This window comes from Flavobacterium saccharophilum, assembly GCF_900142735.1.
Lineage (GTDB): Bacteria > Bacteroidota > Bacteroidia > Flavobacteriales > Flavobacteriaceae > Flavobacterium > Flavobacterium saccharophilum.
This window is the reverse complement of the sequence record NZ_FRBY01000001.1, coordinates 187371-201309: the sequence shown is the minus strand read 5'-3', so window position 1 is coordinate 201309 and position 13939 is coordinate 187371. Positions and strand designations below refer to the sequence as shown.

The 13939-nt window shown below is 34.5% G+C and carries 8 protein-coding genes; all 8 read left to right on the top strand.

The genetic code is table 11. The features are described 5' to 3' along the window. Window positions 1-69 precede the first annotated feature (69 nt). The 8 genes from porZ (at window position 70) to BUA98_RS00855 (ending at window position 13896) form a co-directional block, all read left to right on the top strand. On the top strand, window positions 70-2349 hold the full coding sequence (porZ, locus tag BUA98_RS00890; RefSeq protein WP_072969790.1) for a type IX secretion system anionic LPS delivery protein PorZ: 2280 nt from the start codon (window positions 70-72) through the stop codon (window positions 2347-2349). Between the two features lie 71 nt (window positions 2350-2420). Next, complete coding sequence (recO, locus tag BUA98_RS00885) at window positions 2421-3134, top strand: DNA repair protein RecO (protein ID WP_072969789.1); 714 nt, start codon at window positions 2421-2423, stop codon at window positions 3132-3134. 130 nt (window positions 3135-3264) lie between these two features. After that, on the top strand, window positions 3265-6666 hold the full coding sequence (ileS, locus tag BUA98_RS00880; protein ID WP_072969788.1) for an isoleucine--tRNA ligase: 3402 nt from the start codon (window positions 3265-3267) through the stop codon (window positions 6664-6666). A 9-nt stretch (window positions 6667-6675) separates the two neighbouring features. After that, on the top strand, window positions 6676-7056 hold the full coding sequence (locus BUA98_RS00875) for a TraR/DksA family transcriptional regulator (RefSeq protein ID WP_026983623.1): 381 nt from the start codon (window positions 6676-6678) through the stop codon (window positions 7054-7056). Between the two features lie 87 nt (window positions 7057-7143). Beyond that, window positions 7144-7740 carry a lipoprotein signal peptidase gene (locus BUA98_RS00870; protein WP_072969787.1) on the top strand — a complete coding sequence of 199 codons (597 nt, stop codon included), beginning with the start codon at window positions 7144-7146 and terminating at the stop codon, window positions 7738-7740. A gap of 139 nt (window positions 7741-7879) precedes the next feature. Next, complete coding sequence (locus BUA98_RS00865; protein ID WP_072969786.1) at window positions 7880-11038, top strand: UvrD-helicase domain-containing protein; 3159 nt, start codon at window positions 7880-7882, stop codon at window positions 11036-11038. Window positions 11039-11108: 70 nt separating this feature from the next. After that, window positions 11109-12302 carry a glycine C-acetyltransferase gene (kbl, locus tag BUA98_RS00860; RefSeq protein WP_072969785.1) on the top strand — a complete coding sequence of 398 codons (1194 nt, stop codon included), beginning with the start codon at window positions 11109-11111 and terminating at the stop codon, window positions 12300-12302. A 112-nt stretch (window positions 12303-12414) separates the two neighbouring features. Next, the gene (locus BUA98_RS00855; protein ID WP_072969784.1) at window positions 12415-13896 is read left to right on the top strand and encodes an OmpA family protein; all 1482 of its coding nucleotides are present in this window, start codon (window positions 12415-12417) and stop codon (window positions 13894-13896) included. Window positions 13897-13939: the final 43 nt, after the last annotated feature.

Here is a 13939-nt window from a genome sequence, read left to right as displayed (position 1 = left end):
TATTTATAAAAGAACAAAATTCTAATACTGTCGTTTGTATTATATTTGTCTATCTGAATATATCAAATAATGAAGAAAAGGTTTCTCTATATTTTGTTTTTACTTTTTATGCAATCTGGTTTTGCTCAGAATTTGTCATGGCAAGGCTACTTTTCGTTTAATGAGATAAAAGATGTTTCAGAATCTTCGACAACGGTTTACGCAGCATCGGAGAATGCTTTGTTTTCAAAAAACGCCGCAACAAATACTGTGAAAACAGCAACTACTGTTGAAGGGCTTTCAGGTCAAACCATTTCGGCTGTATATTATAGTGAAGCTTTCAAAAAAACGATTGTAGGGTACGAAAACGGTTTGATGATCGTGATCAATGAAACGGATGGTAGTATGCTAAAAGTGGTTGATATCATTAATAAGCAATTAGCTCCAAATCTGAAAAAGATCAATCATTTTATGGAACATAACGGGTTGGTGTATGTTTCTTGCGATTTCGGAATTGTGCAATTCAATTTAACGACTTTGCAATTTGGTGATACTTATTTTATTGGTGATAATGGTGCGGAAATCAGTGTAAAACAAACTGCTTTTTTTAACGGATTTATTTACGCTGCGACTTCAAGTGGTATTAGACGGGCAAATAGTACAAGTCCGAATTTAAATGATTTTAGTCAATGGACAGTTGTAAATTCTGGCGACTGGTCAAGTGTTGAAGCTTTAGATACAGAACTTATTGCGATTAATACTGTTGGATATATCCATAGGTTTAATTCGGTTACTTTTGTAGGTTTTTTGCAGCTCCCGCAGCCTTCTGTAGATATGCGGGCGAAGAATCATAATTTGTTTATTACAATACCCAATTCGGTTTATATCTATAATAATCAAATGATTTTAAATCGGCAGATCTCAAACACTCAGGTTTTAGATAACACAATTAACATCACTTGTGCAACAGCTGTTGGTGATATAATTTATATTGGAACAAAAGAAAAAGGATTGTTTTCGTCCTCTTTTTCCAGTAATGGTGTTTTTGAGAATACCACACCAACCGGTCCGGCTAGAAACAATATTTACTCATTAGATGTAACCCCAAATGCTCTTTGGACGGTTTATGGCGATTATGATTCTTTTTACAATCCATATCCATTAGATAGTTATGGTGTAAGTAAATACAATACTTCCGGTTGGTTGAATATTCCTTATTCTGAAGTTTATGACGCCAAATCAATGACCAAAATTATTGTCAATCCAACAAATGAAAAACAGGTTTATGCGAGCTCATTTTTCTCCGGATTATTAAAAATAGAAGATGATGTTCCCAATTTTTTATATAACGAAAAAAATAGTGGTTTAGAATCCATTACTACCGAAGGTCCAAATTATATAGATGTCCGAATTAATGGAACTGCTTTTGATAAAACGGGAAATCTTTGGATAACCAATAGCCGGATTAAAAACGGATTGAAAGTTTTAAGAACCAATGGTCAATGGGGGAGTTATTCGATGACTTCAATTATTGATAATGCTGAAGCTTCAAGTTATGCCAATATTGTAATAGACAGGAATAGTGTAAAATGGATCGCTACGAATAGAGATGGTGTCGTTGGTTTTAACGAAGCAACTAATACATTTAGGAAAATGACATTTGGTGCTGATGCTGGAAATCTTCCAATCGCAGATGTGAGATCGATTGCAATTGATGCTAAAAACCAACTTTGGATTGGAACAACAAAAGGATTGCGTGTTTTGTCGAATATAAGTAGTTTTCAGAATGACAGTCAATTAAAGGCAAACCCGATTATTATAATGGAGGATGATTTGGCTCAGGAATTACTTTATGAGCAATTTATTACTTCTATCGCCGTTGATGGTGCTAATAATAAATGGATAGGGACTGCCGATTCAGGTGTTTTTATGGTGTCGCCAAATGGTCAGGAAACAAGATATCATTTCACGATTAGCAATTCGCCTTTGCCAGGGAATGTTATAAATGATATTAAAATTAACAGCACAACCGGAGAGGTTTTCATTGCTACAAACAAAGGAATGATTTCTTTTAAAGGAATTGCAACCGGTGCCAATGAAGATTTAAACAATGTTTACGTGTATCCAAATCCTGTCCGACCAACGTATTCAGGAACTGTAAAAGTGGCTGGGTTAATTGATAAAGCCAATATTAAAATTACCGATATTGAAGGTAATTTGGTGTATGAAACTACTTCAGAAGGCGGAACAATAGAATGGGACACAACTGCTTTTGGAAGATATAAAGTGGCCTCAGGTGTCTATATGATTTTTATTTCTGCTCAGGATGGAGGAGAAACAAAGGTCAAGAAAGTGATGATAATTAGATAATTTTTTAATGTAATGTCTAAGAAGTCTAGTGTCTAAGAGGGCTAAAAATCCAATAATCTAAAAATCTAAAGTTGTTAGTCAAAACCAAAGCAATAGTAATCTCCTCTTTAAAATTTCAGGAAAAAAGTCTAATTGTAAAGTGTTTTACACTTTCAAACGGGCTGAAGTCTTATTTTGTTCGCGATGCTTTTTCTAGTCGGAAAGCCAGTCAGAAAATTGCTTATTTTCAGCCGTTTTCAATTTTGGAAATTGAGGCGGTTCATAAAAATAAAGGAACTTTAGAAAATTTTAAAGAAATCAAAACCGCAGTTCCTTTTCAAACGATTCATACGGATGTAGTGAAAAGTACAATCGTAATGTTTCTTTCAGAGATGTTGCATTATTCCATTCAGGAAGAAGAAAAAAACGAATCGCTTTTTGAGTTTTTAGAAACAGCATTGACTTGGTTAGACCATCATGATGAAATAGCTAATTTTCATTTAATTTTACTTTTAGAGGCAACAAAATACCTTGGTTTTTATCCGGATACTTCTGAAAATGATTTGCCGTATTTTGAAATGATTGAAGGTGTTTTTACACTTTTTAGCGGAGTAAATTCTTTAACAGAACACGAAACAAACCTTCTAAAAAAGCTAATTGATTTACGATTTGATAACGATCAAAAAGTTTTTCATGTGATAGAAAGACAAATACTGCTGAAAATTCTTATAGATTATTATAGTTTTCATTTGGATGGATTCAAAAAACCTAAATCTTTAGAGGTTTTAAAGGAGGTTTTCTCTTAAATCTTCAAAAACAACAATTTTTTTTGCGGAATATACCTGAAATTTCCTTTCAGTACTCTTTTTTCTGTCATCTTTTATCTATTTTCCTCAAAATTCCTTACTTTCGCACCTCGTTTAAGAAAAGGATAAAATGAGCACAAAATTTACTGAATACAAAGGACTTGACTTACCAACAGTAGCGTCAGAAGTTCTTGATTTTTGGAAGAAAGAAAATATATTTGAAAAGAGTGTAACTACTCGCGAAGGTGCAGAGCCTTACGTATTTTTTGAAGGTCCGCCTTCAGCAAACGGATTACCGGGAATTCACCACGTGATGGCGCGTGCGATTAAAGATATTTTTTGCAGATATAAAACTCAAAAAGGTTTTCAGGTAAAAAGAAAAGCTGGCTGGGATACGCACGGATTGCCTGTAGAATTAGGTACCGAGAAAGAACTTGGAATTACAAAAGAAGATATTGGTAAAACAATTTCTATCGAAGAATATAACGAAGCGTGTAAAAAAACCGTAATGCGTTATACCGACGTATGGAATGATTTGACCGAAAAAATGGGTTATTGGGTAGATATGGAAGATCCATATGTTACTTATAAACCAAAATATATGGAGTCTGTTTGGTGGCTTTTGAAACAAATCTACGATAAAGGTTTGTTGTACAAAGGTTACACGATTCAGCCTTATTCTCCAAAAGCAGGAACTGGATTATCTTCTCACGAAGTAAATCAGCCTGGAGCTTATAGAGATGTTACAGATACTACGATTGTAGCACAATTCAAAACTTTACCGGAAACATTGCCATCGTTTTTACAAGGCTTTGGAGATATTCATATTTTGGCCTGGACGACAACTCCATGGACATTGCCATCAAATACAGCTTTGACAGTTGGGCCAAAAATCGATTATGTTTTAGTAAAAACATTCAATCAATATACTTTTGAACCAATCAATGTTGTTTTGGCTAAAAATTTAGTTGGAAAACAATTCGGAAAAGGATTTTTTGCAAGTGAAGATGATGCTGATTTCGACAAAGTAAAAAATGGAGACAAACAACTTCCGTATAAAATTTTAGCAGAAGCAAAAGGTACTGATTTAGTAGAAATTCGCTACGAACAATTATTACCGTACGTATTGCCTTATCAAAATGCTGAAAATGCATTTAGAGTAATTGCGGGAGATTTCGTTACTACAGAAGATGGAACAGGAGTTGTGCATACCGCTCCGACTTTTGGTGCTGATGATGCTAAAGTAGCAAAAGAAGCTAAGCCGGAAGTACCACCAATGTTGGTTTTAGACGAAAATGGAACTGCAGTTCCTTTAGTAGATTTGCAAGGGAAATTCACTTCTCATGTAGGTGATTTAGCTGGTAAATATGTAAAAAATGAATATTATGATGCAGGTCAGGCGCCAGAGCGTTCTGTAGATGTTGAAATTGCTATTCGATTAAAAGAAGAAAATAAAGCCTTTAAGGTTGAAAAATACGTACATAGTTATCCACACAGTTGGAGAACTGATGAGCCGTTATTATATTATCCACTAGACTCTTGGTTCATTAAAGTAACCGATGTAAAAGATAGAATGTTCGACCTGAACGAAACTATCAATTGGAAGCCTAAGTCTACTGGTGAAGGACGTTTTGGGAATTGGTTGAAAAATGCCAACGACTGGAACTTATCTCGTTCTAGATATTGGGGTATTCCGTTGCCAATTTGGAGAACTGAAGACAAAAAAGAAGAAGTTCTTATTGGTTCTGTTGAAGAATTGTACAATGAGATTGAAAAATCTATTGCAGCTGGTTTTCAAAAAGAAAATCCGTTTGAAGGTTTTGAAATCGGAAATATGTCTGAAACAAATTATGATTTAATTGACCTTCATAAAAATGTGGTTGATCAAATTACTTTAGTTTCGGCTTCAGGCCAGCCAATGAAACGTGAGAGCGATTTAATTGATGTTTGGTTTGATTCAGGAGCAATGCCTTACGCCCAATGGCATTATCCTTTTGAGAATAAAGATAAAATTGACGAGAATAAAGATTTTCCTGCGAATTTCATCGCTGAAGGTGTAGATCAGACTCGTGGTTGGTTTTATACTCTACATGCTATCGGAACTTTGGTTTTTGATAAAGTAGCGTATAAAAACGTAGTTTCAAATGGTTTGGTTCTGGATAAGAACGGACAAAAGATGTCGAAACGTTTAGGAAACGCAACAGATCCTTTTGAAACAATTGCAGAATACGGTCCTGATGCCACACGTTGGTACATGATTTCAAATGCAAATCCGTGGGACAACTTAAAATTTGATATTGAAGGAATTGCTGAGGTTCGTCGTAAATTCTTCGGAACTTTGTACAACACTTACTCTTTCTTTTCGTTATATGCGAATATCGATGGGTTTAAATACGCTGAAGCGGAGATCCCGTTAAACGAAAGACCTGAAATCGATCAGTGGATTATTTCTGAATTACATTCTTTAATCAAATTTGTTGATGAATGTTATGAAGATTATGAGCCTACGAAAGCAGCGAGAGCTATTTCTGACTTCGTTCAGGAAAACTTAAGTAACTGGTATGTTCGTTTATGTCGTCGTCGTTTCTGGAAAGGTGAATATGCTCATGATAAAATTGCAGCTTACCAAACGCTTTATACTTGTTTATTAACGATAAGCAAATTAAGCGCACCGATCGCTCCTTTTTTCATGGATAAATTGTACCGAGATTTGACCAGTTCTACAGGATCTGAGCAATATAGCAGTGTTCACTTGGCTGAGTTTCCAAAATTTGTCGAAAACTTTGTTAATAAAACGTTAGAAAGCAAAATGCAGAAGGCGCAAACCATCTCATCTTTGGTTTTATCGCTTCGTAAAAAGGAGATGATCAAGGTGCGTCAACCTTTGCAAAAGGTAATGATTCCGGTACTTGACGAAAATCAGAGAGCTGAAATTGAGGCTATTTCTGAGCTGGTAAAAGCGGAAGTAAACGTTAAAGAAATCATACTTTTGGATGATGCTTCTGGTATTTTGGTGAAGCAAATTAAGCCTAATTTTAAAGCTTTAGGGCCTCGTTTCGGGAAAGATATGGGTCTGATTTCCAAAGAAATACAATCTTTTTCAGCAGATCAGATTAATCAGTTGGACAAGCAGGGAACGCTAGATATTGTTATTGCTGGAAATAATGTAACTTTATCACTAGAAGACGTCGAAATAACATCGCAAGATATTGAAGGATGGTTGGTTGCAAATTCAAACGGAATTACGGTTGCGCTTGATATTACAATCACTGAAGAATTGAAAAACGAGGGGATCGCAAGAGAATTGGTAAACAGAATTCAAAATATCCGTAAAGATTCTGGATTTGAAGTTACCGATAAGATTAAGGTTCAAATAAAAAGAAGTGGTTTATTAGAAGAAGCCATTCTGAAAAATGAAGACTATATTAAGTCTGAGACATTAACAGATGATTTGGTTTTTGTTGACGCTTTAGAAAACGGCACAGAAATTGAGTTTGATGATATTAAAACAGTGATATTAATTTCAAAATAATATAATAAAATGATAGATGAAATTACAAGATACTCTGATGCTGATTTAGCAGAGTTTAAAGAAATAATTCAAAATAAAATACAAAAAGCACAAGCCGATCTGGATTTAATTAAAAGTGCTTATATGAATGATTTGAATAACGGAACTGATGATACTTCTCCAACTTTTAAAGCATTTGAAGAAGGAAGTGAAACAATGTCTAAAGAGGCGAACTCTCAGTTAGCTATCAGACAGGAAAAGTTTATACGCGATTTAAAAAACGCATTATTCCGTGTTGAAAATAAAACATACGGTATCTGTAAAGTAACAGGTAAATTAATAAGCAAAGAAAGGCTTAAAATCGTTCCTCATGCTACAATGAGTATCGAAGCTAAAAACTTGCAACGATAATATTTGCAAATTGCAAAAGAATTAACGCTCCTTTAGGAGCGTTTTTTTTGATTAAATTATTACTTTTGCGCATCAAAAACCCATAAAATGTCATTACGAAAAGCATATCTCCTTATATTTTTAGTTTTACTTGTTGATCAGATTTCAAAAATCTATGTGAAAACCAATTTTGTTTTAGGAGAGGAAGTTGAGGTTTTAAACTGGTTTAAAATTCATTTTATTGAAAATGAAGGAATGGCATGGGGAACAAAAATTCCTGGTGAATACGGAAAACTGATTTTAACTGTTTTTAGAATTTTTGCCGTTTTCGGAATCGGGTATTGGTTGGCCGATGCTATCAAAAAGCGCCACTCTACTTATTTGATTGTTGCAATTGCTTTGATTTTTGCAGGAGCAGCCGGAAATATATTGGATTCTGTTTTCTACGGAGTAATTTTTGATGACAGTACACATAACCTGGCAACAATTTTTTCGCCTCATCCATACGGAACTTGGTTTCATGGTTTGGTAGTCGATATGTTTTATTTTCCAATCTGGGAAGGTAACCTGCCAACCTGGATGCCTATTTTTGGAGGTAAGCATTTTATGTTTTTTAATGCTATTTTTAATGTTGCCGATATGGCGATTTCTACAGGTGTAGGTATTTTGCTTGTTTTTAATAAAAGAGCATTTCCAAAACACTAAACTTACTTTTTAAAAAATCAAAAATAAATAAATTCCAATATTTAAAGTGCTCGTTGCATGAAAATATTGGAATTTGGAATTTTGCATTATTGGGATTTGATATTTATTGTGTTATTTTTACAACAGTAAAACCAAACTTATGCAAAGTCCGTCTTTCTCTATTTATGATGCCTCCGCAGGTTCGGGAAAGACCTATACTTTGGTCAAAGAATATCTTAAAATTATTCTTTCTTCTCCTAGAAATGATGCCTATCGTAATATTCTGGCGATAACTTTTACCAATAAGGCGGTTCATGAAATGAAAAGCCGTATCGTAGGGAGTTTGTCTGAGTTTGCCAAAGACGAACCTTCGGCGAAAGCCATGGATTTAATGGAAGACTTATCTCGTGACACAGGACTTTCCGTAATTAAAATCAAAATAAAATCTCAAAATATTATTAAGCACTTAATTCATAATTATGCTGCTTTTGATATTTCTACCATCGATAAATTCACGCACAAAGTAATTCGGGCTTTTGCTCACGATTTAAATTTACCAATGACTTTTGAGGTCACTCTGGATACAGAGAATTTATTGGTAGAGGCTGTTGATGCAATTATTGCACAGGCTGGTCAGGACGAAACGTTGACTAAATTACTGATTGATTTTACGATGGAAAAAACCGACGATGATAAGAGTTGGGATGTTTCTCGTGAAATTTTGGAAACGGGGAGATTAGTTTTAAATGAAAACAATCGGAACGAGATTGTTCATTTTCATGATAAGTCGATCGAAGAATTCGTTGCCATTAAAAAGAAAATGTCAATTTTATGCGCTGAATTAGAAAAAGAAAATGCTGAATTAGCCTCTCAGGCTTTGGCTTTAATTGATAAAAATGGTATCGATTTAAAATCATTTTCGAGAGGAACTTTTCCAAATCACCTGGAGAGTATTCGCGAAGGAAAATTTAATCCGCGAAACAAAACTTTTCATGACTTTGATGATATCGCTATTAATAAAACCGCAAGTGACCGTGCGTTAATCGAGAATATTATTCCTGAGCTCCTTTTGACTTTAGAAAAGATTTATAAAAATTTTGAAAAAAGAGATTTCTATAAGGCTTTCTTAAAAAATATAACGCCGCTTTCCTTGCTGAATACGGTGAGTAATGAGTTGGCTAAAATTCAATCAGAGCAAAATATTTTATCTATTTCTGAATTTAATGCCATCATTCATCGTGAAATCCAGAACCAGCCAGCGCCTTTTATTTATGAGCGTCTGGGTGAAAGATATCGTCATTTTTTTATTGACGAATTTCAGGATACTTCTGAAATGCAATGGCAAAATTTAATTCCGCTTATTGATAATGCACTTTCGGGTCAGGATGATTTTGGAAACAAAGGAACGCTGATGATTGTGGGTGATCCAAAACAATCTATATATCGCTGGCGTGGTGGAAAGGCGGAGCAGTTTATTGAATTAGGGAAAGAAGCGAATCCGTTTAATAATCCGGAAAAAGTAATTAAACATTTAGATACAAATTACAGGAGTTATAGTGAAGTAATTGATTTTAATAATGCTTTTTTTAAGCTGATTTCGACTGAATTTTCTAATGAAGATTATAAAGATTTGTATGAAAATCATAGTCATCAGAACTCTAATTCAAAAAAAGGAGGATATGTCAATATTTCTTTTTTATCAATAATCGAAAAGAATGATTTTGTTGATGAAGAAGAGGTTGTTGAGAAATCAGATTTATATGTTTTGGCAACTTTAAATACAATTCAGAAAGTACTTCGTGATGGTTTTGAATATCGTGATATAGTAGTTTTAACTCGAAAAAGAGATCAGGGAATTGCTATTGCAAATTATTTAACGGAGCAAAACATTCCGCTTTTGTCCTCGGAAACTTTAATGATTCAGAATGCAACGGAAGTTCGTTTGATTATTCATTTATTAAAGTATCTGAATAATAGCATTGATTTGGAAGCCAAAGCAAATTTTCTTCATTTTTTAGCTAGTACAAAAGAGCTTGAAATGCCAATTCATGATTTTATAGCTGCAGGAATGACTCAAAGAAATGAAAATGAGTTTGAAAAATGGCTCTTGGCTTTTGATGTTTCACTTTCTTTTGAAGATGTTAGAAAAAAATCACTTTATGAAGCTGTTGAGATTATCATTTCTAAATTTGTTCTTTCGTCAGAAGGTAATGCCTATGTGCAATATTTTTTAGATATTGTTTTAGAGCGCGATATTAGAAATCAGGCCGGGATTTCAGATTTTTTAAGTTACTGGGATAAAAACGGCGAAAAATTTAGTATTCCGTCTCCAGAGGGAAATAATGCTGTTCGAATTATGACGATTCATAAATCTAAAGGTTTGGAATTTCCTGTTGTAATTATGCCTTTTGCAGAAGAAGATTATAGCAGAAAGCCAAAAGATAAATTATGGCTTGATGCAGAAGATGCTGATTTAGGAGTTCCGAAAGCTTTAATTGATAATAGCAGTGCTGTTGAAGGTTTTGGGGAAAGTGCTTCTGCTGTTTTTAATTTGAAAAAACAAGAAGAATTACTTGATAATATTAATGTTTTGTATGTAGCTCTAACGCGTGCTGAGGAACAATTATATGTTATTTCTCAAACCATAAAAGAAAGGAAAGACGGAGAGTTTCCGGGTAATATGGCTTCTTTTTTTATTAAATATTTGATAAACAAAGGAATTTATGAGCCTGAAAAGCTAGAGTACGAATTTGGAAGTCGTGCAAAACTTTCCCCATTAGGTAAAACATTGGATTTGGTAAAGACAATTCCAATTGTTTCAGAAGTTTTGAATCCGAAAAATATTAAAATAGCACAGAAAGAATCTTTGATGTGGGGAACGCATCAGCAAGAAGCGATTGCGTATGGAAATGTGGTTCATGAGATTTTAGCCTTTGTAAAAGATAAGTCAGATGTTGAATTAGCAGTTACAAAAGCAATTGAGAATGGTTTGATAACATTTGACCAAATGGAGAAGGTTTTGAAAACACTTTATGAAATTGTTTCACATCCAGAATTAAGTATCTGCTTTGATGGGAAGAATAATGTTCTTACCGAGCAAACGATAGTTCAGAAAGAAGGAAGAATTTTAAAACCGGATCGGATTGTCTTGACCGAAAACAAAGAGGCTTATTTGTTGGATTATAAAACGGGAGCTATAAACTCGAAATACACGCAGCAGATTCAAGAGTATCAGGATGCGATTGAAGATTTAGGTTATAAAGTGTTAAAAAGAGCTTTAGTATACATTGGAACCGAAATCGATGTAGTAAATTTGTGAAAAAATTAATCAGTTGTTAATGGCTTAAGTGAGGTAAGTTGTTAATTTTTAACATATTAAATATAGTAAAATGTACGGTAAAATTAAAGAGCATTTGCAAAACGAATTGCAAACAATTGAAGAAAGCGGGATTTTTAAGAAAGAACGCATCATAACTTCGGAACAAGGAGCAGAAATAACTATTTCTACTGGAGAAACAGTTTTGAATTTTTGTGCCAATAATTATTTAGGACTTTCTTCTCATCCCGAGGTTGTTCAGGCAGCGAAAGATACAATGGATACACATGGTTTTGGAATGTCATCTGTTCGATTTATTTGTGGAACACAGGATATACACAAAACATTAGAGAAAAAGATTGCTGATTTTTATGGTACTGAAGATACTATATTATATGCTGCAGCTTTTGATGCAAATGGAGGTGTTTTTGAGCCTTTATTAGGTGAAAACGATGCGATTATTTCAGATAGTCTAAATCACGCTTCTATTATAGATGGTGTCCGTTTGTGTAAAGCAGCTCGTTATCGTTATGAAAATAGTAATATGGAAGATTTAGAGCAACAGCTGATAAAAGCAAATGAAGCTGGGGCTCGTTTTAAATTAATTGTTACTGATGGGGTTTTCTCTATGGATGGTCTGGTGGCGCCATTAGATAAAATTTGCGATTTGGCAGATAAGTATGACGCAATGGTTATGGTAGACGAATGTCATGCTGCCGGTTTCATTGGTGCAACAGGCAAAGGAACACTGGAAGCAAAAGGTGTAATGGGGAGAGTAGATATTATAACAGGTACACTTGGTAAAGCATTAGGTGGTGCAATGGGTGGTTATACAACTGCAAAGAAAGAAATTATTGAACTATTGCGTCAACGTTCAAGACCTTATTTGTTTTCTAATTCTCTTGCGCCTGCTATAGTAGGGGCCTCAATTAAAGTTTTTGAATTGCTGGAAAAAGATACTTCATTGCGAGATAAATTAGAGTGGAATACTAATTATTTTAAACAGGGGATGAAAGAGGCAGGTTTTGATATCATTGATGGAGATTCTGCAATTGTTCCCGTTATGTTATATGATGCAAAATTGTCTCAGACAATGGCAAACGAACTTTTAAATGAAGGAATTTATGTAATTGGATTTTTCTTTCCGGTAGTTCCAAAAGAGAAAGCAAGAATTAGAGTTCAATTGTCTGCTGCACACTCTAAAGAGCATCTAGACAAGGCAATAAGTGCGTTTAAAGTTGTCGGACAAAAGTTAAAAGTTATATAATTCCCATTTTAAATAATTTTTGTAGGTTTTTTTTAACATTTCATTTTGTATTTAAAAATTTTGGTGTTACTTTTGTCTGTAATTAACTAAATTGTAATTAAAAAAATTAAGTATGAAACATCTTAACAAACTTTTAGTTGCTGTGATGATGGTGATGGGTTTAAGTTCTCACGCACAAGACAGTAACAATCCATGGGCTATCTCTTTTGGAGTTAATGCCGTTGACACTAGAACTAGTGCTGGTGGAGGAAATGGTTTCTTTGACCAACACTTTTCTCAGCCATTTGATGCAAAGGACAACTGGAATATTCTTCCTTCTTTATCTTACATTGGTGTGTCAAGATATGTGGGCAGTGGTTTTTCTGTTGGTTTACAAGGATCTGTAAACAAAATTGACAAAGCGGTTTATTTCAGACCAACTGCTCCTGGGCACGATGGAAGAGGAATGGTTGTAACTAATCCTGGTGATTTAATGTATTATGGAATTGATGCTACTATTAAATATAGCTTCCAGGAATTAATTAAATCAAAAGTAATCGATCCTTCATTATCTGTTGGTGGTGGTTATGTTTTCTTAGGTGATGATAGCTATGGAACAGTTAATCCAGGTGCTGGCGTTACTTTTTGGTTTACTGACGCTATTGGTTTAGAACTTGCTACTAAATACAAATGGGCTGTAGCTAATAAAGATAATGAAATACCTGGAAGAAATGATTGGAATGGAGAAATTGATTCTCCGTCTCATTTCCAACATACTTTAGGTCTTGTATTCAAATTCGGAGGTAAAGATACTGACGGAGACGGAATCTACGATAAAGATGATGCTTGTCCAGATGTTGCTGGTTTAAAACAATTCAATGGATGTCCTGATACTGACGGAGACGGAATCGTTGACGCTAGTGATGCTTGTCCAGATGTATTTGGTTTAGCTGCATTAAACGGATGTCCTGATACTGACGGAGACGGAATTGCTGATAAAGATGATGCTTGTCCAGATGTTGCTGGTTTAGCTGCTTTAAAAGGTTGTCCAGATGCTGACGGTGACGGAATTGCTGACAAAGATGACAAATGTCCTACTGTTGCTGGTCCTAAAGAAAATGGTGGTTGTCCTTTCTTAGACGCTGATAAAGATGGTGTTGCAGATAAAGATGATGACTGTCCTACAGTTTACGGTCCTGCTTCTAACAGAGGTTGTCCTGAAGTAACTACTGAAGCTTTAGAAGATCTTAAAGTTCAGGCTAGAGCGGTTTACTTTAACTCAGGTAAAGCTACTTTCAAAACTGGAGACAAAGAAACTCAAGCTAGATTAGATGCAATCAAACAAATCCTTATCAACTATCCAAACGCGAAATTCAGCATTGAAGGACACACAGATAGTACAGGTTCTGCTAAATTGAATCAAAAACTTTCTGAAGACAGAGCTGCTGCTGTAATGAACGCTTTAATTGAAAGAGGTGTTAACGCAGAGAATTTAACTTCTAAAGGTTTTGGACCTTCTCAACCAGTTGCAAGTAATAAAACTGCTGCAGGTAAAGCACAAAACAGAAGAACAGAAATTAGACACATTGGTTCTAAATACCAAGGTAAACTATAATTTACTGTTTAAATAAATACTAAAAGCCATTCTTAATTGAATG